Here is a 20948-nt window from a genome sequence, read left to right as displayed (position 1 = left end):
ACCCCATGCCCGATCTGAACCGCATCCTTGCGGCCCGCGAACCGCTGACCCTCGCCTCGCTTCCGCGCGGGAGCGTGCCGCTGGTGCTCGCCGATCTGGCGCGGGCGGCGAAGCGCCGGGCGGTGTTCATCGCATCGGACGAGGCCGCGATGCGTGCCGCTGCCGAGGCCGCGCGCTTCTTCGCGCCCGAGGTCGAGGTCGTCACCTTCCCCGCGTGGGACTGCCTGCCCTACGACCGCGCCAGCCCCGCCTTGTCGATCAGCGCGGAGCGGCTCGCAGCGCTCCACGCCTTGCAGCAACCAGGCGGGGCGCAGCAATTGCTGGTGACCACGGTCAACGCCGTGCTCCAGCGGGTGCTCACCCCCTTCCGGGTGCGCGAGTCCGTACGCGAGTTCAAGGTCGGCACGCGGATCGGGCAGGAGAGCCTGACCGCGCTGCTCGTGCGGCAGGGCTACAGCCGCACCGACACGGTGATCGACCACGGCGAATTTGCCGTACGCGGGTCGATCGTCGACATCTTCCCGTCCTCGCTCGAGAGCGGCCTCAGGCTCGACTTCTTCGGTGACGAGCTGGAAAGCTTGCGCCTGTTCGATCCCGCCACCCAGCGCACCGTCGAGCGGATCGACAGCCACCTGCTGCTCCCCGCCTCCGAAGCGCTGCTCGACGAGGACAGCATCAAGCGCTTCCGCACCCGCTACCGCGAATTGTTCGGGGCGAACGCGACGCAGGACCCGCTTTACGAGGCGGTAACCGACGGGCGCAGGCTGGCGGGTATGGAGCACTGGCTGCCGCTGTTCGAGGCCAAACTGGCCAGCCTGTTCGACCACCTCGGCAAGGACGATGTGGTGGTAATCGACCAGGGCGCGCTCGGAGCCGCCGAGGAGCGCTTGACCGACATCGCCGATTATCACGAACAGCGCGGGCGGATCGCTGGGGAGAAAAAGGGTTCCTATCGCCCGCTCGCCCCCGATGCGCTTTACCTTTCGCGCGCCGAATTCGACGCCGCGCTCGCTGCCATGCCTGCCCACCGAGCAACCGGCTTTGCCTCGGAGGAGAGCGCCGGCGTGGTCGATTTCGGCTTCCGCTCGGCCCGCGACTTCTCGCCCGAGCGCGGGCGTGGTGAGAATGTTTACGAGGCTGCCGCCGCGCACCTCAAGAGCGTCGGCAAGTCGGCGCGCAAATCATTGGTCGCGGCCTATTCCACCGGCAGCGCGCGCCGCATCGCCGCGATCATCGACGAGGCAGGCGCGCCCACTGCGCTCGCCGATAGCTGGCAACAGGCCTTGGGGCTGGCGGCGAAGAAGACCACCGCCGTGGTCGTCCTGCCGCTCGAAACGGGCTTTGCCTCCGACGCCCTCGAAATCCTAACCGAGGCCGACATCCTCGGCGACCGGCTGGTGCGGCGCAAGAAGAAGCGCAAGGATTCCGACGCCTTCCTCGCCGAGCTTCAGGCGCTCTCGCAGGGCGATCTGGTCGTGCATATCGAGCACGGGATCGGCAAATATCTCGGGCTCGAGGCGATCCCCGTCGGCAAGAGCAAGCACGATTGCGTAGCGCTCGAATATGCGGGCGGGGACAAGCTGTTCATTCCGGTCGAGAATATCGACGTCCTCACTCGCTACGGCTCGTCAGAACAGGCGGTCGCGCTCGACAAATTGGGCGGCGAGGCGTGGCAGCGCCGCCGCGCGAAGCTCAAGGAGCGGATCACCGCCATCGCAGGCGAGCTGATGCAGGTCGCCGCCGCGCGCGCGCTCAGGCAGGCACCCGCCCTCCCCGCCGATCCCGCGAGCCTCGGCCAGTTCACCGACCGCTTCCCCTGGTCCGAGACCGAGGATCAGGAACGCGCCATCGCAGATGTGCTCGCGGACCTCGAAAGCGGAAGGCCGATGGACCGGCTGGTGTGCGGCGATGTCGGCTTTGGCAAGACCGAGGTGGCCCTGCGCGCCGCCTTCGTCGCGGCGATGAACGGACAACAGGTGGCCGTCGTCGCGCCAACCACCCTGCTGGCCCGTCAGCACTACCAGAAATTCGCCGAGCGCTTCGCCGGCTTCCCCCTCGAAGTCGGCCGCCTTTCGCGCCTCGTCACCGCCAAGGAAGCCGCCGAGACGCGCGAGGGGCTGGAAAGCGGCCAGATCGACCTTGTGGTGGGCACACACGCGATCCTGTCCAAGTCCACCAAATTCAAGAATCTGGGCCTCGTGATCGTCGATGAAGAGCAGCGGTTCGGGGTGACGCATAAGGAACGCCTCAAGCAGCTGCGCGCCGATGTCCACGTGCTCACGCTCACCGCCACCCCGATCCCGCGCACCCTCCAGATGGCGATGAGCGGCCTGCGCGAGCTTTCCACCATCCAGACACCGCCGGTCGACCGTCTCGCGGTGCGCACCTACGTCATGGAGTGGGACGACATGGTGATGCGCGAGGCCCTGCTGCGCGAACATCATCGCGGCGGACAGAGCTTCATCGTCGTGCCCCGCATCTCGGACATGACCGATATCGAGGAATGGCTGCGCGCCAACGTGCCCGAGGTGAAGACCGTCTCCGCACACGGCCAGATGAGCCCCGGCGAGGTCGAGGAGCGGATGGGCGCCTTCTACGACGGCAAGTATGACGTGTTGCTTTCGACCACGATCGTCGAAAGCGGGCTCGACATCCCCTCCGCCAACACCATCATCATCCACCGCGCCGACCGCTTCGGCCTCGCCCAGCTGTATCAGCTGCGCGGGCGCGTCGGGCGGGCCAAGCTGCGCGCCTATGCCTATCTGACCCACGAAGCGGGCGTCGCCCTGTCCGAGATCGCGCAGAAGCGGCTGAAGGTGCTGGGCGATCTCGACACGCTCGGCGCAGGGTTCCAGCTCGCCAGCCACGATCTCGACATCCGCGGCGCGGGCAACCTGCTGGGCGACGAGCAGTCGGGCCATATCCGCGAAGTCGGCTTCGAGCTATATCAGGCGATGCTGGAGGAGGCGATCCTCGCCGCAAAGGCGGGCGACATGGGTCTCGAGCGGCCGCGCGACAAGCTGACCCCGCAGATCACGGTCGATGCGCCGATCATGATCCCCGAGGACTACGTCCCCGACCTCGCGGTACGCATGGCGCTCTACCGCCGCCTCAACCAGGCCGAGGGTCAGCACGAGATCGAAAGCCTCGCCGCCGAGATGATCGACCGCTTCGGCGACCTGCCGCAGCCGACCAAGAACCTCATCCGACTGATCGAGGTCAAGCATCAGGCCATCGCCGCCAACATCGCCAAGATCGACGTCGGCGCGCGCGGGACGCTCGTCACCTTCCACAATGACGATTTCCCCGATCCGGCGGGCCTCATCGCCTATGTCGCCCGCCTCAACGAGGGCGGAAAGGAAACCGCCAAGCTGCGCCCCGACATGAAGCTGGTGATCAACCGCGCGTGGAGCGATCCGCTTAGCCGGATGAACGGATTGTTTCAGCTCACCAAGGGCTTGTCGGGGATCGTGAAGAAGGCGGCGAAGGCGAAGAAGGCGGCCTAGAGCGCCATCACCGAGACGCTCTGGCTGTTCATCACCAGCGGGCCGAACGCTGTCAGGAAGGCGACGTCACCCGCGTCACGGCCGATACCGATGATCGCGCAATCGGCGGCGCTCGCCATGCCGGTGGGGTCGATAATGTGCCATTCCCCGGCGAGGAACACTTCGGCCACCGCGTGGAAATCGGGCGGATCGGCGCGCAGGGCATAGACACTGGCGTAGCGCGCGGGGATGTCGGCGGCGCGGGCCAGCGCGATCATCAGATGGGCGTAGTCGCGGCACACGCCCTTGCGATCGTGGAAGGTGTCGAGCGCGGTGGTTTCGGCGGTGCTGGCACCGCGCACATAGGCGAGGTGCCCCGCGATCCAGTCGGCCATCGCCGCGGCCCGCGCGCCGCCCGCAAGCCCCGCAAAGCGCGCATCGACGAGATCGAAGAAGCGCTCGGACGGGCAATAGCGCGAGGGCAGCAGATATTGCACCGCCTCGCCCGGCAGCAGATCGAGCGCGGTGGCAGGCAGGCTCGCCAGATCGCGCGCGGGACGAGCGATGGTCACCTGCGCCGCGTAATCGACCAGCATACGCCCCTCGGCCGCCAGCCACGCCCGCGTCCCCACCCCATCCTGCGCCGGAACCCGGGTGAGCGCTGCACCCGCAGCCAGTTCGGAGGCTTCGATCGCCTGCCCCGCAAGCGGCGCAACCTCGACATGCAGCAGCACGTCGCAGGGCTGTTCGAACCAGTAATCGAGCTGGACGTCGATCCGGAGCTTCACGGGCAAGAGGGATTCCGTTCGGAGTGAGAGGCTGGGGCTGTGAGACCCGCACCTAGACGGGAATGCGCCAGGGCGCGCCTTGTTTCTTGCACGACCGCGCTCGTGGTTCTTCCGGATTAAATGTCCCGAAACGCGCCCGGTGCTATCGCGCCATGCGGTTGGCAGGGAGCAGCGCCGTGGCATCGATCAATGACCTCACCCGGGCCATCCGCGCGGGCGATACCCCCCGCGCGCTCGCCATGATCGCGTCGGGCGCCTGGCTCGACGAGCGCGACGCCGCGCCGGGCGAAACGCCGCTGTGCGCCGCTGCCGGGCTGGGCAATGACGCGGTGGTGCGCGCACTTCTCTCCGCCGGTGCCGATCCGGAAGTACCGGGCCGCTTCGGCGACCGCCCGCTCCACCTCGCCTGCCGGGCCGGAAACGAGGCGGCGGCGCGCGCGCTGATCGAGGGCGGCGCCGACGTAAATGCGAAGACGATAAGCAATCCCAATAATGCCGAAAGCGGCCAGACGGTGCTGATCACCGCGCTCGCCAGCCGGAAACTGCCGTTGATCGCCATGCTGGTCGAGCACGGCGCTGATCCGCTGGGAACCGACGACCACGGCGGGAGCGCGCTTTCCTATGCGCAGTCCTCCGGAGGCAAGCGCATCGCCGATGTCCTCGCCAAGGCCGTCGCCGCGCGAGCCGAGGCCGCAACGATCGGGGTGCACGACGCGGTGCGCGCGCGGGCGCTGGGAGCACTGCGCGCGCATGCAGCGAGGGGTTCGCGGTTCGATGAACACGAAAGCGACGATGGCCTCACGATGCTCTCGGGCCTCACCCCGCTGCACATCGCCGCCAGCATGGCCTGGCGCGAGGGGGTGGACTTCCTGCTCACTCAGGGTGTGCCCGCCGATGTGCGCAGCCGCCACGGCCTCACTGCGCTGATGTGCTTAGGCTCGGGCAAGCAGGCCGCTGCCGTCGCCCGCGCGCTGATCGCGGCGGGTGCGGACGGCGAAGCCCAGAGCCCCGCGGGCATGTGCCCGCTCTACGCCGCGGAGGATATCGCGGTGGTCGAGGTGCTGCTCGCGGCGGGGGCCGATCCCGACCTGCGCCATCCGGACACGGGGGCGACGGTGCTGCTTTACCACTGCCAGACCGCCAAGGCCCCCATCATCGCCGCGCTGATCGCCGCCGGCGCTGACCTCGATGCGCGCGACCATGCGGGCAAGGGCATCGAATTCTACGCCAGGTCCAACCACCGCGCCCGGGCGGTGATCGCTGAACGCAGGGGCCTGCCGCCGCGTCCGGCCGATGCCCTGCGCGCCGCCTTCAGGGAACTACCCGCGCGCGCGGCCGAACCGGATTTCGCAGGCTATGCTCAAAGCCTCGGGGCGGCATTCAACCGGCAGCCTTCCGCCTGGAAGCGGCGCAAGGGCGGGCTCTATTTCCACAATGTCTCGGCTACGCGGATTCATGCGCACCTTGGCGAGTCACTGCCCACGGGCGATGACGCGCGCCGCCACGATGCCGCCCTCGCTCGGCTCGCCGCCGAAGCGCGCACGAAGGGGGCGCTGCTGTTTCATCTCGACCATGCCGATCCGGCGCGGGTCCCGCTGGTGCTGCTGCCACTGGACGCGGCGCTTGCGCCCTTGATCGCCTGCGGCACCAATGCCAACGCCCGCGGCGGCGTCGACCACGTGTTCGAAGGGCTTGCCAACATCGCCGCCCTCGCCCCCTTCGACATCTACGGCTGCGGCTTCGATTTCGTTCGCGCGGCCTTGCGCGAGGTGCCGCCGGACCCGATGCCGCTTGCGCAGGCGCTCGCCGCCCTTTGCCCCGCTGTCGGCGACCCCGCGGAGCTTGCCGCAGAGCTGGCCGCGACCGGGCGTTTCACGCTTTGGTGGGACTGATCGGGCTACACTGGCCGTGCTCGATCCCGCGCGGGAAAGATGACAAACATCACAGAACTATCATTAATCTTTCGCAAAACTGACGCTGCTTTGACGCCTCGGCGATGCATTACAGCCGCAGCGGGGGTGGTCCCCGTGGGGGATGTTTTCCATGGCTTCGTCAATCAAGGATCACGCTTACACCGACGGTGACGTCGACACCAATTTCAGCAATGCCCTGACTTTGAACGAGATCGCAGATCAGCGCTTTTCGCGCCGTCAGACGGTCCTGGGCGGCATGACCGCTTCGCTCTCGGCATTCTTCGGGACTTCGCTGCTGACCGCTTGCAGCAGTGACGATGCCGGGACATTCCCGTCCCAGACCACTGTCAACGCCGGGCAAGACGCCGTCACCAGCGCGGGCCGCCTGGTCACGCTCGCCCCGACCATCACCAATGCGGGCGCCTTCTCGGTCGATCAGATCGCGGGCCCGGCGGTGACCTTGACGAACAACGGCACGACCCGCAGCTTCTTTGCGCCCGGCGTCAGCCAGCCGACCGTGCTCACCTTCCGCATCGGTTCCAACAACCAGTTCGATGACATCAACATCACGGTCAACCCCGCGCAGCTCGGCTTCACCGCCGTGGCGCGCAACCGCGACGATCGCGTCACCGTGCCGGCCGGCCACACCGTCACCGTGCTGACCCGTCTCGGCGACCCGATCCTGCCGGGCGCCGGAGCCTTCCGCAATGACGGCACCGACACCAATTATGCCGCCCGCATCGGCGACCATGGCGACGCGCTCTATTACTACGGCCTGTCCGCCGCCGGCGTGCGCGACGACAACAGCTCGATCCGCGGGCTGATCGTGCAGAACCACGAGAACCTCAGCGTCCAGTATCTCCACCCCAACGGCCCGACCAACCTCGGCGCAGGACAGGTGCGCACGGCCGAAGAATCGATCAAGGAGATCGAGGCGCACGGCGTGTCGATCACCGAGATCCAGGACACCGGCAACCGCAACTGGGTGGTGATCCCGAACAGTGCCCTCAACCGCCGCATCACTCCCAACACCCCGATGCAGATCAATGGTCCGGCGCGCGGCAGCACCTATATGCAGACCGTCGCCTCGCCGACCGGTACCACCTGCACCGGCACCATCAACAACTGCGCCAACGGCTACACCGAATGGGGCACCAACCTCACCTGCGAGGAAAACTGGGCGGGCTACTTCCGCCGGGACAATACCGGCCCGGGCGCCGACACCGCCAACCGCACCGCGCGCGACCTGACCGCGCTGCGCCGCTACGGCGTCACCAGCAACCGCGGCAATTACAACTGGGCCTCGGTCTCGACCACCGATCCCGTGTACCGCCGCTGGGACGCGCGGGCCGGCACCGGCGCGGCGACCACCGACTACCGCAACGAGCCCAACACCTTCGGCTGGGTGGTCGAGATCGATCCCTTCAACCCCGCCTCCACCCCTCGCAAGCGCACCGCGCTGGGCCGCATGGGCCATGAGGGTGCCTGGATCAGCAACCTCGTCGAAGGGCAGCGCATCGCGGTTTACATGGGCGACGATGCGCGGCGCGAATATCTCTATAAGTTCGTCTCCAACGCGGCCTGGACCGAAGCCGACCGCAACCGCAGCGACCGCCTTGCGGTGGGCGACAAGTATCTCGACGCAGGCACGCTCTACGTCGCGCGCTTCAACGCCGACGGCACCGGCACCTGGCTGCCGCTGGTGTTCGGGCAGGTGCCGACCCGTCCGGCGGCGGGCGGCGAACCGGCCTACACCTTCGAGAGCCAGGCCGACATCCTCGTCAACACCCGCCTGGCCGCCGATGCGGTGGGCGCGACCCCGATGGACCGTCCGGAATGGACCGCGGTCAATCCGGCCAATGGCGAAGTCTACCTGACCCTCACCAACAACAACGCCGCCGGGCGCCCGATCACCGGCACCGATGCCGCCAATCCGCGCTCCTATGTCGAGCCGGTCGGCACCGGCACCAGCGCGGGCAACCCCAACGGCCACATCATCCGCCTGCGCGAGAACGGCAACTCGCCGGCGGCAACCACCTTCGTCTGGGACATTTACCTGTTCGGCGCGGACTCGACCGACGCGAGCGCGCAGGTCAACCTCTCGGGCCTCAATGCGGACAACGACTTCTCCAGCCCCGACGGGCTGTGGTTCGCCCGCCCGCAGAACCCCTCGGGCGTGGGCCGTCCGCTGCTGTGGATCCAGACCGACGACGGCGCCTTCACCGATCGCACCAACAACCAGATGCTCGCCGCGCTTCCGGGCCGGGTGGGCGACGGGGCGGCGCGCACCATCACCAACACCAACGGCACCACCGCCACGCAGGCGACCTTCATCGGCACGGCGGCGACCGCGGCCAACCTGCGGCGCTTCCTGACCGGCCCGATCGGCTGCGAGATCACCGGGGTCGACACCACCCCGGACGGCCGCACGCTGTTCGTCGGCATCCAGCACCCGGGCGAGGACGGCGCCCCGACCGCGCCGGACAGCAACTGGCCCGCCAGCCAGACCGGCGCCGCACCGGGCGTGCGTCCGCGCTCGGCGGTGGTCGCGGTGACCCGCGCTGATGGCGGCATCGTCGGGGTGTAAGCTCGCCCCTTGTCGAACTGATCCGCATTCGGGGGCGGGCTGGCATGGCGCCGGTCCGCCCCTCGCCTTTTGCGACGCGGGCAGCTCAGGCGCACGTGACCGAAAAATGGCGCGAGGCCTGCCGCTAACCGTGCCCCATGCCCCGCGCGGTCCGGGCGAGCGCGACCACGCTCTCGCTCGGCATGGGCTGGGCGCGCAGGAAGCCCTGCCAGTAATCGCAGCCTTCCGCGGTGATCGCGGCCCGCTGGATCTCGTCCTCGATCCCCTCGGCATAGACCACAAGGCCAAGCGCGCGGGCGAGCGCGATGATCGCGCGCAGCACCGCAAGCGCGGTCGCATCGGCGGGCACGCCCTCGACCATCGCCTTGTCGAGCTTCAGGGCATCGAGAGGAAGCTCGCGCAAATAGCGGAAATTGCAGAAGCCCGCGCCGAAATCGTCCAATGCGGTGCGGAAGCCGAGCCCGCGCAACGCCTTCAATGCGCTGGCCGCCTGGGCGAGGTTCCTGAGCAACAGGTCCTCGGTGATCTCCAGCATCAGCCGCTGCGGTGCGATGTCCGACTGGCCGATCAGCGCCGCGAATTCGGCGGCAAACCGGGGGTCGCCCAGTTCTTCGGGCGTGATGTTCAGGGACAAGGTGAGATTGGCGGGCCAGGTCGCCGCATCCTCCAGCGCGCGCGCGACCACGTGGCGCGAGAGCGGCGCGACCAGCGCGGCGCGCTCGGCCACCGCGAACAGATCGCGCGCGCCGATCGGGCCCAGCGTCGGGTGGCGCCAGCGCGCCAGCGCCTCCGCTCCCGTCAAGGCCCCGGTCACGCAGGAAAATTGCGGCTGGAACAGCACCTCGATCTCGCGCTGGTCAAGCGCGCGCAGCAGGTCGGCCTCGAGCACGCCCGGCCGCACGCCGGGCAGATGCCCGCGCACGCCAGGCCTGCGCAACGATGTCGGACCCTGTTCCATTGCCTTCCTCTTTGCCCCGGTCCCCTTAACCCTTGATCGCGAAGCTGCCTCGCATCAATTGCAATCCGAGCCGATATGGCACATCAGGGCAAGCGCCTAGGATCGGGCGGTGGATAAGTGACAATCGAGCCGCTTTTGCTGCCGGAGGGGGAAGAATGGCGAGCCAGATCCAGACCTACCAGCGGCTCGCGCTGCTGGCATCCGAGACAGAGCGCGCGCAGGAAGCACGCGCCGCGCTGCTTGCGCAGGGCGAATGGGTTCCTCTGGCCGAGGCTGACGCCGTGGTGGTCCTGGGCGGCGATGGCTACATGCTCCAGGTGCTGCACGCGATGCTCGATGCCGGCCGCGTCATTCCCGCCTACGGGATGAACCTCGGCACGGTCGGCTTCCTGATGAACCGCTATGACAAGCGCGCAGCGATCGCCGCCCGGGTGAACAAGGCGCGCCACTGGACCATCTCGCCCCTACGCGTCGAGGCGCTGACGCAGGACGGGGAAACCCACGTGCTTTCGGCGATCAACGAGATCTCGCTGCTGCGCGAAACCCGCCAGACCGCCAAGATCGAAGTCACCGTGGGTGACCGCGTGCGCATCCGCGAGCTGGTGTGCGACGGGGTGCTGGTGGCGACGCCCGCCGGCTCCACCGCCTACAACCTCTCCGCACAAGGGCCGATCCTGCCCTTGGACAGCAAGATGCTGGCGCTGACCCCGATCAGCCCCTTCCGCCCGCGGCGCTGGCGCGGGGCGATCCTGCCCGACCGGATGAAGATCATCCTGAAGGTGCTCGAGCCGGTGAAGCGCCCGGTCGCGGCGGTCGCCGACCAGAAGGAGCTGCGCGACATCGCCGAGGTGCGCCTCGAGATCGCGCGCGACTGCGATCTGACGCTGCTGTTCGATCCCGGCCAGAGCCTCGAGGAGCGGATCGTGGCCGAACAGTTCGTCACGGCGTGATATGTTCCGCGCGCCCGCCGGCGCGCGGGCGCGCTTGCGGTAGCTTTGCGACCGTTCGGAGGATGATGCCGAAGGTCGCTCAAAACCCCCTTGCAATCCCCCGTCCTGCCCAATATAGGCGCGCTTCCGCTCTTCCTTAGACCGCTTGGAAGAGTTGCTCCCCGATAGCTCAGCGGTAGAGTAGGTGACTGTTAATCACTTGGCCGTAGGTTCGAATCCTACTCGGGGAGCCATTTTACCAGCTAGCAACAAAGACCACGGCGTCTTGTTCTGCCAACTGCGGGGCTCTCCCCACACCATTCCCCACATCGCGATCGAAATGGCGGGCTTGAGCTTGCTGAGCCCTCAGCACTTGCGGCTGCTTTTGCTCCGAGAGAACCACCAATGCCTACGTAGCGGCAGAGTTTGTCAGAATGCCGCGGTGATCCCCACTTCCGCACCGATTCGGTCGAAGTCGAAGATCCCCACGCTCGACCAGTTTCGCTCGTAGCGAACTCTGACCAGCGGCGCGAAGCGGCCAACGCGGAGCGACCGCAAGGTCGCCGAGGCAAGAACATCGAGCCGGTCATCAATGCGCCTTCGCGGGAAGAGGAACAGGCGCGCATCGGCTTCGAGATGCTGGTAACCGGCTGAGACCAGCAGCGTTGTCGAACCCAATTCGCGAAAGGCATAGGCGGATACCCCGCCTGCCGCGATCGAGAAGCCGGGATCGCGTGCCGCTTGCCGCTGACCTGTGAGGCGCAGCCCGCCGCCCCAGCGGGCCGAGAAGGACTTGTCCAGCCCCACCGTGGCAATCGCAATATCGGCATCGCGCAGGCTGTTAAGCCGGTCCTCGCTCCGCAGCAGAGTGACATCGGCAGAGAATTGCGCGGTCTTGCCGAGCGGGTGCTGAAAGCTCGACTCCAACCCGTAATTGAAGGTGAAGGGTTCGCCCCCGAACCAGCGCCACGATGCGGTCGCAGCAACCGACAGCACATCGCTGCCCAGCCGGATGCGCGGGCCGATCTGGACGCCGGTGGACAGGTCGTTGAACTGATCTTCAAGGTAGAAATTGCCGCCGGCATTGGCGCGGGCCTGGAGATCGACCGTCTTGCTCAAAGGCAGGCGGGCCCACAGGTTGGTGCGCGCGAACAGGCCGATCCCCGATTGCGCCTGCGCGTCCTCGTCCAGCGTGAAGTCGCCGATCACCGTGCCGAGCGTGTCGGAACGGGTGGCGCGGTTGATGTTGCTGTCGGGCGCCAGCGCCAGCTCGAGATTGGCGCCGAAGGGACGGTTGGCGTTGATCGCGGTGCGGAAGAACTGCACCATCTGCTCGACCTCCGGCGGCAGGCCCGACGCGCTGGCGGCGCGCAATTCGCGCTCGGCCGCGCGCATGTTGCCCATCATCGCCTGCACCCGTGCAAGCTCCAACCGCACCCTCCCGATACCGGGCTCCTCGTCGAGGATCTGGCGCAGCAGCACGGCAGCATCGGCATAGCGCTGCAAGCCATCGGCCAGCATCAGCGCGAGGCGGAAGCGCGCTTCGTTGCGCACCGCGATGTCGGGATCGGCGAAGAGCGCGCGGTAGGCGGTCTCGGCGGTGGCGTAGTCCTTGCGAGCCTCGGCCTCGGCTGCAATCTGGAACACCTGCGCGGCGGACAACTGAACCTCGCCCGCCGGCTGCGCCTCTTGTGCGGCGAGCGGCGCGGCGCACAGCGCCAGCGCCGCGGCGGCCATCCGCCGCGCAAGAACAGCCCTCATGCCCGCATCCGATCCGGCGCCGCGCGAAATCCCGTCAAGGCGCCTTCTTGCCGAGAAACAGCCCGTTGAGTTCGATCCGCTCGTTGGTACCCGGGATTGGCGTAGCGAAATCGATAATGTTGAACAGCGCCGCCAGTTCGGCCGCCTCGGGCCCGTAGAAGGTTCCCACCAGCGACCGGCCATTGGTGGGCTGATTGAAGACGTTGCCGGTGATGGTGCCGTTCAGGACGAAATCACCGAAATTGCGCTGGCTGCTATCGGTCCGACTGCGGCCGGTGATCGACAGGGTGGAGGCAAAGCTCGCATCGCCGAAATTGGCGGTCAGCCGGCCGGTGCCGCCCAGATCGTAGAGTGTCTGGGTGAAGGAACCGCCCGACAGATCGGACACGCCCTGCCCGATGATAACCCCGTTGTAGGTGCCGGTGCCCGAGCGCGGCATGGCCAGCACCGGGGTCGCCAACCCGTGGTGGTTGTAATAGTTCACCCGCCCGTCACGCACCGCGAAGGTGCTGTAGGACAGGTAAGTCAGCGCGATCCGCGGATTGCTGCTGCCGGGCTGAGAGATGAAGGCGACATAGTCCAGCCCCGCAAAGGTGCCGCGATAGACCGATCCTTCCGCTGTGCTGGCGCCGACATCGCGATTGGCGAAAGCCAGTGTCAGATCGGTGGTCGGCCCGTCCCCGGTGGTGTTGGGATTGAACCGCATGATGTAGCGATTGGCGACCGGATCGAAGTTCACCGATTGCAGGAAGCCGATATTCGCCCCCGAGCCCGCCTGGCGGCTGGCGGTGGCAAGCTCGGTCGGTCCGGGCAGCGACAGGAGCGGGACAACGGCGCCCGGCAGAACGGCATTGGGGTCCTTGACCCCCACCAGCGTGCCCGCCCCGATCCCGCCTGCGGTGCTGGCAAGGCTGAAGCTGGCGCCCAGCTCATCGGCAGCCGGCCCGAACAACCGGCCGCTCAGCGCGCCGCTGTAGGGACCGAAACCGGTGAAGTTGATGGTGCCGGTAAAGCCGTTGGCCGCGCTGGCGAGCGCAGCGGTGAGGTCGAAATTGCCGCGCCCGCTGAACCGCGACACGCCGGACAAGGTCTGGTCCTCGCCATAGTTGACGGTGCCCAGCCCGCGGATCGCGCCGGTGCCGAAATTGATCTCGAGCACGCCCGCACCATTGGCTCCGATGAAGTTGGCATAGCCCGGATCCGCCAGCGTCGCCGCCAGCCGGACCGCGTAATTGGCCGATCCGGTCCGCGGCACGGCGCTGTTCGCGGTGGGGAAGCCGTAGACGAAATGCTCCACCCGCTCACGAACGCCGCCCGTTGTCGGGGTGTTGTAGCGCCAGGACCCGGCCCGGGTGTAGGTCAGATTGATGTCCGGATTGAGATCGGCCCGCACCGTGCCGACGCCCGGGGCGAATTCCTCGATATCCGTGGCATTGGTATTGCGGAACGGGGGCAAGAAGGTGGTCGAACGGTCCGGCGCGATCACGGTGTAGCCATTGGCGCCGCGATCGTAGAGCAGACGCATGTTGCCCGCTTCGCGACTGCCATTGCTGGCCCCGCCCGACGTATTGCCTCCCGATCGGCCCGGCAGCGTCACGAAGATGCGCGCTGAATCGCTGGTGAAGAAATCGCTCGAGGCGAGCGGACGCCCGTCAGGCTGGCTGGCCTCGCTGTCGCTGTTGAAGCGGGTGTTGGCCTGCGCGCCGGTCCCGCGGCGGCCGAGCAGGGCGGCGACCAGCACATCGGTGCCGAGCGTCGCACGGATCGCCGCGCCGATTTCCTCGGCGCCGGGTCCGTAGAAGCGCCCGTTCAGCGTGCCGGTGAACTTGCCGAAGTCATCGAGCGTGAAGTCACCCGAAAACGCATTGCCGCTGGACGAGAGTTTCGCGATCGAGGTGAAGGCGTTGTTGCCCGTGCCCCCCGTCACGCCGCCAGCGACGAGGCGGCCGGTGGTAATCACATCGAGATTGGCGAAGTCGACAAAGGTCGTGCCCGCGCCGGTGATCGGGGCGAGGCCCGTTCCCACCGAGCGTGCGCCGATCAGGTCGACCGCAAAGCTCGCCGTGCCGGTGCGCGGCAGTGCCGTGTTGAGCGTCGGAATGCCGTAGGCGACGGCATCGAGCGCGACCGTGCCGCTGGTCGCGCTGGTCTGCACGGTGCGCTGCCAGAAAGCGCCCCCGACATAGCGATAGGTGACGGCTCCGCTGGTGCCCGGACGGGTGAGTGTCAGGGTGTCGGTCGTGTTGCCATTGGTCTTGGTGTAGACGACCGCGCCGGCGTTGGAGTTGGCGTTGTCGATGTCGCCGGGCAGAAAGGCGATGGTGCCGGTCGGCGTGGTCAGGTTGTAACTCTGGTTCGAAGCGTCGTAGCGCAGCGTTACCGCAGGGCTGCTGACCGTGCCGGTCGAGCCCGAGGCATTGAGCGAGATCTGCGCGCGGGCGGCGTCATTCGAGAACGACTGGGTGGCCAGTGGCCCCAGAAGATCGGCGTTGCCGGTCGGGGTCGGAGTGGGCGTAGGCGTAGGCGTAGGCGTAGGCGTTGGTGTCGGCGCCGGCGTGGGCGTGGGCGTGGGGGTCGGAGTGGGTGAAACGGGCGGCGGCGGGGTGCTCGAAACGCTCTGCCCGCTACCGCCGCAGGCAGTCAGCCCGAAGCCGGCAAAGATCAACGGCAGAGCTGCAAGACGCGCACGAGAGATATGCATGAACCTTCCCCAAGGACATGAAGATGGCTCCCGAACCCCTCGGCGCCCCCTGTCCATCGCGTTGATTAGCAGGCGAAAGTCATTGCGCAACAGCGCAAGACTTGGTCAGCCTAGATTTTCCGCAAATACGCAGAAGCTTCCTCGGCTGCTCCCCACCCCGACATGGCGGGAGCCACACTTTGCCGACCTTGGCCGGGGCCAGCGCTAGTCGGGGAACGGGAACGGCGGCAGGCTGCCGAATTCGTCCGCGCCGCGCCCGGCGCGTGCCAGGCGGCGGCTCAGCCGGGCGTAGAGCGATTTGGTCACGAGGCTTCGCACCGTCACCGGATCGAGCGGGGTGGCGAACGTAAGGCCCACATCCTCCCCGCTCGCCCAGACGACATAGGCGCCGAGCGGCTCGAGCCCGGTGACCTTGATTGTGTGGAGCTGGTCGCGGTCCAGCACGGGCGCGTCATAGGTGCAAAGCCTGCACCCTTCCTCCGAAATCTCGACGATCCGGGCAGGGAAGCTGAAGCCGGAGGAATCGGTCACATCGGCGGCAAGCTCGATCCCGCGCCGCAAGGCCCAGCGACGGTGCGCCCGCTGCGCGCTTTCGGATGTCCCGGGTGCAGCCTCTGCACCGCGCTGCTCCTCGCTCTCCATCTGCTATCCCCCACCCCGCTTTTGTCGGATAGCTGTCACACAGGCGATCTCAGGACACTTAAGTATGATAATCTATTCGCCCGATTGCGCTGGTTGCATCATTCGCTACAGCTTCATGGCGTGACGCTCGCACTCACCACTGCGCTGATGTTCCTGATCGGCTATGCCAGCCAGCGCGCGGGCGTGTGCATGGTGCGGGCGATGCGCGAGGTGATGGACAAGCGTCGCTTTCACCGGATCGCGGGCTTCGCGCTGGCGGCCGCGGCGGCGATGGTGGTGATGGGGTTGGCCGAATGGGTCGGCGCCGACCCCTTCATGACCCTCCAGGGCACAGCGCCAGACCCGCTCAGCGTGGCAGGCGGCGTGCTGTTCGGGCTCGGCTCGATCCTCGCCGGAAACTGCGCGATGGGCACGTTGGCCGCGCTCACCACCGGCGACCTGCCGCGTGCCGGCACGATCGCGGCGATGTTCGTGGCGGCGCTGCTGCTGGGCCCGAGCATGTCGAGCGCGGCGCTGATGCTCCCGCCGCGCGCGCCCGTGCCCTCGCCGCTCACCGGCCATGTCGTGCTGGCGCTGACGCTCGGCGGCACCGTGGGCGCGGCGGCCGCGACCTATCTCTACCGGCGTCTCGGCTGGCACCGACCGAAAGGCGGCTGGTCGCCGCTGATCGCAATGGGTCTGATCGGCACCGCATCGGGCCTGCTCTTCGCGCTCGACCGGCAGTGGGTCTACACCAGTCGCATCGCCGAGATCGCCTATGGCAAGAGCTGGGCGTCAGGAGCGCTGTTCGGCCTCGCGGCGCTACTCGCGGGGATGACCGGCGCGACGATCATCGGCCGCACCTTCGCCTGGCGCGCGGGGAGCGGGAGGCAATGGCTGCGCGCCGTCGCGGGCGGCCTCCTGATGGGCGCGGGCGCGACGCTGGTGCCGGGGGGCAATGACGCGATGCTGTTCACCGGCGTGCCGCTGCTCCTCCCCAACCTCCTGGCGGGCTATGCGAGCTTTGCCGCGACGCTGGCGCTGGCGCTGCTGATCCGACGGCAGGCCGTGCCGATGGGGGCTTAGACCCCCGCCAGCAACCGTACGCCCACCACGCCGACCAAGAGCGCGGTCAGCCAGCGGATCCAGCGGGGCGGCAGCAGGCGCGCGGCGAAGAGGCTGCCGATCTGCCCACCGACCACCACCGCGATCAGCAGCGGCAGGCTTGCCCCGAGTGCAGCGCCCAGCAGGCCGGGGCCGTTCTTCACCATCTGGCCGGCGAGGCCGAATAGCGAGTTGACGAGGATGAAAAGGCTCGCGGTCGACGCGATCCCGCGCGCCTCGTGCCAGCGCGCAAGGTGCAGCAGGGGCGCGAGGAAGATCCCCCCGCCGATCCCCACTAGCCCGGCGAAATAGCCGAGCGGCGCGGCAGCGAGCGGCATGAAGCGCGCGGCGCGGGTGGGCGCGCCCTCGGTGTCTTCCTTCACGGGGACAAACATTGTCAGCGCGGTCAGCATCAGGCTCGCGCCGAGCAGCGTGAGGAAGGTCGCCTCCCTGATCGGAGTCAGCCCGCCGAGAAAGCTCATCGGCGCTCCCAGCGCGACGATAACGCCTGCCTTCTTCCACGGGGTCAGCCCGGCTCGGGCGAAGCGGATGCTCGATCCGCTGACCACCACGATGTTGCAGGCAAGGCTCACCAGCGGCAGCAGGCGATAATCGAGCCCCGACAGCGCCAGCAGCGCCGAATAGGTCGACCCGCCCCCGAAACCGACGCTGGCATAGAGCAGCGCCGTCACCGCGAAGGCGAGCGCCAGCAGCACGGGCACCGCGCCGATCATCGCTCAGTCCCGCCGCGCCCCCGGCCCCCGCGCGGCCGGATCAGACCAGCGCGCGCGACGGCAGGGCGCCGTGGCAGTGCTTGTACTTCTGCCCGCTGCCGCAGGGGCAGGTCGCGTTGCGGCTGAGGCCGAGATTGGCGTAAGGATCGGTCCCCGCCGCCGCCCCGCCGGGGCCGAATTCCGCCCCCGGCGCGCCCGCCAGCGAGCCGAACAGCTGTGGGCGGCTTTCCGACCCGTCGCCATCGGCGCTGTCGTCAAGGCCGGTGAGCGGATCGATATGCCCGGTCAGGAAGGCCGGCAGATCGGGCAGCGCCTGCGGGGCGGGCTCCTCGAAACGCAGCTCGGCGCGGAACAGGATCCTGGTCACTTCCTCGCGCAGGGTATCGAGCATCGTCTCGAACAGCGCGAAGGCTTCCTGCTTGTATTCGTTGATCGGCTGCTTCTGCGCCATGCCGCGCATCCAGATCACCTGGCGCAGCGCATCGAGGGTGGACAGGTGCTCCTTCCAGTGGTGGTCAAGCTGGCGCAGCAGCACGTCCTTTTCGACCATGCGCCAGATCCCGGCATCCTGGGCCCCCATCTTGGCGTCCATCATCTGATCGGTCAGCGCGCGCAGCTTTTCCTCGAGCAGTTCGGGCTCGACCTCCTCTTCGGCGAGCCACGCGTCGAACGGGGGCTGGAAGCCGAAGATTTCCTCGGCACGCGCCTTGAGGCCGTCTACATCCCACTGCTCGGGGTAGGAGCCCGGCGGGCACGAGGCGCCGACCAGCGCGTTGATCGTGTCGTGGCGCATGTCGACGACCACGTCGTCGACCGCCTCTGAATCCATGATCTCGGCGCGCTGTTCGTAGACCACCTTGCGCTGGTCGTTCATCACGTCGTCATATTGCACGACCTGCTTGCGCATGTCGTAATTGCGTGCCTCGACCTTCTTCTGCGCGGTCTCGATCGCCTTGGACAGCCACTTGGAGCCGATCGCCTCGCCATCCGCGAGGTTCGATCTCATCATCTTGGAAAACAGCGTGTCGGGGCCGAAGATGCGCAGCAGATCGTCCTCGAGGCACAGGTAGAAGCGCGACAGGCCCGGGTCGCCCTGACGGCCCGAGCGCCCGCGAAGCTGGTTGTCGATGCGGCGGCTCTCGTGGCGTTCGGTGCCGAGCACGAACAGCCCGCCGGCTGCCTTCACGCGCTCCTTCTCCTCGGCGACTTCGGCGCGGATAGCGGCTATGGCGGCGTCGCGCTCGGGACCCTCGGGCATATCGGCAAGTTCGTCGCGGATGCGGTATTCGACGTTGCCGCCGAGCTGGATGTCGGTGCCGCGGCCGGCCATGTTGGTGGCGATGGTGACCGCGCCGTAGCGACCGGCCTGTGCCACGATATGCGCTTCCTGTTCGTGGAAGCGGGCGTTGAGGACCGCGTGGCGGACGCCTTCCTTGTCGAGATATTCGCTGAGCAGCTCCGACTTCTCGATCGAGACCGTGCCGACCAGCACCGGTTGGCCGATCTCCTGCTTTTCCTTGATCGCGCGGGCAATGGCGCCGAACTTGTCGGCGGTGTTCTTGTAGAACTCGTCCTCCTCGTCGATCCGTGCGACGGGCAGGTTGGTGGGGATTTCGACCACGCCGACCTTGTAGATGTCCCAGAATTCCGCCGCTTCGGTCGCCGCGGTGCCGGTCATGCCGGAGAGCTTGGGATACATGCGGAAGTAGTTCTGGAAGGTGATCGAGGCGAGCGTCTGGTTTTCCGGCTCGATCCGCACGCCTTCCTTGGCCTCGACCGCCTGGTGCAGGCCATTGGACCAGCGGCGGCCATCCATCATGCGGCCGGTGAACTCGTCGATGATGATGACCTTGCCGTCCTTGACGATGTAATCGGTGTCGCGCTTGCGGGCGAAGTTGGCGACCAGCGCCTGGTCGAGGTGGTGGACGACCTGGGTGTTCTGCGCATCGTAAAGGTTTTCCGAAGCGAGCAGGCCCTTCTCGATCAGCAACTTCTCGACCTCTTCAAGGCCATCCTCGGTCAGCTGGACGCGCTTGGTCTTCTCGTCGATGTCGAGCCATTCTTGGGGGATGTCGCGCGCCACCTGATCGAGCAGGACGTAGAGCTCGGACTTGTCCTCGGTCGGCCCGGAGATGATCAGCGGGGTGCGCGCCTCGTCGATCAGGATCGAGTCCACCTCGTCGACGATCGCGAAGTTGAAGGGCCGCTGCGCCATCTCGCTGCGCGAGTGCTTCATGTTGTCGCGCAGGTAATCGAACCCGAATTCGTTGTTCGTCCCGTAGGTGATGTCGGCGTTGTAGGCGCCGCGCTTCATCTCCTCGGGCATGCCGGGGACGATCACGCCGACCGACAGCCCGAGCCAGTTGTAGAGCTTGCCCATCTCTTCGGCATCGCGCCGGGCGAGGTAATCGTTCACGGTGACGACGTGGACGCCCTTGCCCTCGAGCGCGTTCAAATAGACCGCCAGCGTCGCCATCAGGGTCTTGCCCTCGCCGGTGCGCATTTCGGCGATCTCGCCGCGGTGGAGCACGAGGCCGCCGATCAGCTGGACATCGAAGTGGCGCATGCCGAAGACGCGCACCGAGGCCTCGCGCACCGTGGCGAAGGCTTCCGGCAGAATGTCGTCGAGCTTGGCGCCTCCATCGATCAGGCCGCGCAGCTTGTTGGTCTGGCCCTGCAGCTCTTCATCGCTGAGCGCCTGGATCTGCGGCTCCAAATCATTGATCTGCGCGACGATCTTGCGCGCGGCCTTGATGTAACGCTCGTTGGCCGAGCCGAAGACGGATTTGATGACGGAACTGAACATGGGTCTAAGCCTTTGATTCGGTTGCAACCGCCCTGATGCGGGGCGGCATGCACATCTGTTCTGGGGATGGCGCGCGGACCCATCCGGGGCGCGGCGCGCGGGAATTCGGGTGTGGGCGGGCGCGCGCCTATTCGAAGGAGCGCTCGATCCCCATCAGAACCGGCAGGCGAAGCGATGCCGGAACCGGCGGCGGCGGACATTCGCACTCGGCCGCGCGGGTGGCGCTGATCGTGGCGGGCGCAGGCTGCGCCGCCACGCTCTCGCTTGCGACACGTTCGTCCCCGCTCGCCGCAGCGACGCTCGCCGAGCACGCCAGCGCTTCGGCCAGCGACGCCTGGGCCGTGCCGCCAAGAGCGACAAGGCCGGTAAGCAGGGCCAGCAGAGCAAGAAAACGCCGGGTCATGATGCCTTCAGATAGAACCTAAGGGCCAATTCGTCCACCGCCATAGCGCGATTAGCTGTGCGAGAGCTTAATCGGCCCGCGCGAAACCACGCGATTGCAGCGCTCCCGATTGCCCATTACGGGCGCATCCCATGCAGATCGATCCCTCCCCCCTCGCC

General features: G+C 67.5%; 13 protein-coding genes and 1 tRNA gene. 6 read left to right on the top strand and 8 right to left on the bottom strand.

All coding sequences use genetic code 11. The features are described 5' to 3' along the window. Positions 1 to 5: 5 nt before the first annotated feature. Positions 6 to 3506, top strand: a complete 3501-nt coding sequence (mfd, locus tag AX708_RS08010; RefSeq protein WP_066527965.1) for a transcription-repair coupling factor — start codon at positions 6 to 8, stop codon at positions 3504 to 3506. Here the strand turns inward: mfd and AX708_RS08005 are convergent. After that, positions 3503 to 4273 (bottom strand): transglutaminase family protein, encoded by a 771-nt coding sequence (locus tag AX708_RS08005; protein WP_066527967.1) that lies wholly within the window; start codon positions 4271 to 4273, stop codon positions 3503 to 3505. The two genes, mfd and AX708_RS08005, sit on opposite strands and share 4 nt — an antisense overlap. 176 nt (positions 4274 to 4449) lie before the next feature. On the opposite strand from AX708_RS08005, the gene AX708_RS08000 reads away from it, so the two are divergent. Next, positions 4450 to 6165 (top strand): ankyrin repeat domain-containing protein, encoded by a 1716-nt coding sequence (locus tag AX708_RS08000; RefSeq protein ID WP_066527971.1) that lies wholly within the window; start codon positions 4450 to 4452, stop codon positions 6163 to 6165. 151 nt (positions 6166 to 6316) lie between these two features. Beyond that, positions 6317 to 8773, top strand: coding sequence for a PhoX family phosphatase (locus AX708_RS07995; RefSeq protein ID WP_067489908.1), 2457 nt, complete (start codon positions 6317 to 6319; stop codon positions 8771 to 8773). A gap of 124 nt (positions 8774 to 8897) precedes the next feature. Here AX708_RS07995 and AX708_RS07990 read toward each other — a convergent pair whose 3' ends face one another. Further along, complete coding sequence (locus tag AX708_RS07990; protein ID WP_066525471.1) at positions 8898 to 9731, bottom strand: EAL domain-containing protein; 834 nt, start codon at positions 9729 to 9731, stop codon at positions 8898 to 8900. 32 nt (positions 9732 to 9763) lie between these two features. Here AX708_RS07990 and AX708_RS07985 point away from each other — a divergent pair, with 32 nt between their 5' ends. Beyond that, positions 9764 to 10681 carry an NAD kinase gene (locus tag AX708_RS07985; RefSeq protein ID WP_255357984.1) on the top strand — a complete coding sequence of 306 codons (918 nt, stop codon included), beginning with the start codon at positions 9764 to 9766 and terminating at the stop codon, positions 10679 to 10681. Between the two features lie 158 nt (positions 10682 to 10839). Further along, positions 10840 to 10914, top strand: a tRNA-Asn gene (locus AX708_RS07980). Positions 10915 to 11089: 175 nt separating this feature from the next. Here AX708_RS07980 and AX708_RS07975 read toward each other — a convergent pair. From AX708_RS07975 to AX708_RS20825, 3 genes are all read right to left on the bottom strand, one after another. Next, positions 11090 to 12421 carry a surface lipoprotein assembly modifier gene (locus AX708_RS07975; RefSeq protein WP_066525465.1) on the bottom strand — a complete coding sequence of 444 codons (1332 nt, stop codon included), beginning with the start codon at positions 12419 to 12421 and terminating at the stop codon, positions 11090 to 11092. Positions 12422 to 12455: 34 nt separating this feature from the next. Further along, complete coding sequence (locus tag AX708_RS21305; protein ID WP_197425855.1) at positions 12456 to 15122, bottom strand: transferrin-binding protein-like solute binding protein; 2667 nt, start codon at positions 15120 to 15122, stop codon at positions 12456 to 12458. A gap of 204 nt (positions 15123 to 15326) precedes the next feature. Further along, positions 15327 to 15764 (bottom strand): hypothetical protein, encoded by a 438-nt coding sequence (locus tag AX708_RS20825; RefSeq protein WP_066525461.1) that lies wholly within the window; start codon positions 15762 to 15764, stop codon positions 15327 to 15329. A gap of 120 nt (positions 15765 to 15884) precedes the next feature. On the opposite strand from AX708_RS20825, the gene AX708_RS20820 reads away from it, so the two are divergent. Next, positions 15885 to 16829: a YeeE/YedE thiosulfate transporter family protein gene (locus tag AX708_RS20820; RefSeq protein WP_066525459.1), complete on the top strand. Its 945-nt coding sequence runs from the start codon at positions 15885 to 15887 to the stop codon at positions 16827 to 16829. Here AX708_RS20820 and AX708_RS07955 read toward each other — a convergent pair. From AX708_RS07955 to AX708_RS07945, 3 genes are all read right to left on the bottom strand, one after another. Then, positions 16826 to 17581, bottom strand: a complete 756-nt coding sequence (locus tag AX708_RS07955; RefSeq protein ID WP_066525456.1) for a sulfite exporter TauE/SafE family protein — start codon at positions 17579 to 17581, stop codon at positions 16826 to 16828. The two genes, AX708_RS20820 and AX708_RS07955, sit on opposite strands and share 4 nt — an antisense overlap. A 40-nt stretch (positions 17582 to 17621) precedes the next feature. Then, positions 17622 to 20387 (bottom strand): preprotein translocase subunit SecA, encoded by a 2766-nt coding sequence (gene secA, locus AX708_RS07950; RefSeq protein WP_066525454.1) that lies wholly within the window; start codon positions 20385 to 20387, stop codon positions 17622 to 17624. Positions 20388 to 20514: 127 nt separating this feature from the next. Beyond that, positions 20515 to 20790, bottom strand: coding sequence for a hypothetical protein (locus AX708_RS07945; RefSeq protein ID WP_066525452.1), 276 nt, complete (start codon positions 20788 to 20790; stop codon positions 20515 to 20517). Positions 20791 to 20948 lie beyond the last annotated feature (158 nt).

Origin of the sequence: Erythrobacter sp. CCH5-A1 (assembly GCF_001557115.1) — a bacterium.
In the GTDB taxonomy this organism is placed as follows: domain Bacteria; phylum Pseudomonadota; class Alphaproteobacteria; order Sphingomonadales; family Sphingomonadaceae; genus Erythrobacter.
This window is presented reverse-complemented; position numbering and strand designations above follow the sequence as displayed.

Coding starts and splice junctions, on each gene's coding strand:
- mfd (WP_066527965.1), top strand. CDS start 6: ATGCCCGATCTGAACCGCATCCTTGCGGCCCGCGAACCGCTGACCCTC.
- AX708_RS07995 (WP_067489908.1), top strand. CDS start 6,317: ATGGCTTCGTCAATCAAGGATCACGCTTACACCGACGGTGACGTCGAC.
- AX708_RS07990 (WP_066525471.1), bottom strand. CDS start 9,731: ATGGAACAGGGTCCGACATCGTTGCGCAGGCCTGGCGTGCGCGGGCAT.
- AX708_RS07975 (WP_066525465.1), bottom strand. CDS start 12,421: ATGAGGGCTGTTCTTGCGCGGCGGATGGCCGCCGCGGCGCTGGCGCTG.
- AX708_RS21305 (WP_197425855.1), bottom strand. CDS start 15,122: ATGCATATCTCTCGTGCGCGTCTTGCAGCTCTGCCGTTGATCTTTGCC.
- AX708_RS20825 (WP_066525461.1), bottom strand. CDS start 15,764: ATGGAGAGCGAGGAGCAGCGCGGTGCAGAGGCTGCACCCGGGACATCC.
- AX708_RS07955 (WP_066525456.1), bottom strand. CDS start 17,581: ATGATCGGCGCGGTGCCCGTGCTGCTGGCGCTCGCCTTCGCGGTGACG.
- secA (WP_066525454.1), bottom strand. CDS start 20,387: ATGTTCAGTTCCGTCATCAAATCCGTCTTCGGCTCGGCCAACGAGCGT.
- AX708_RS07945 (WP_066525452.1), bottom strand. CDS start 20,790: ATGACCCGGCGTTTTCTTGCTCTGCTGGCCCTGCTTACCGGCCTTGTC.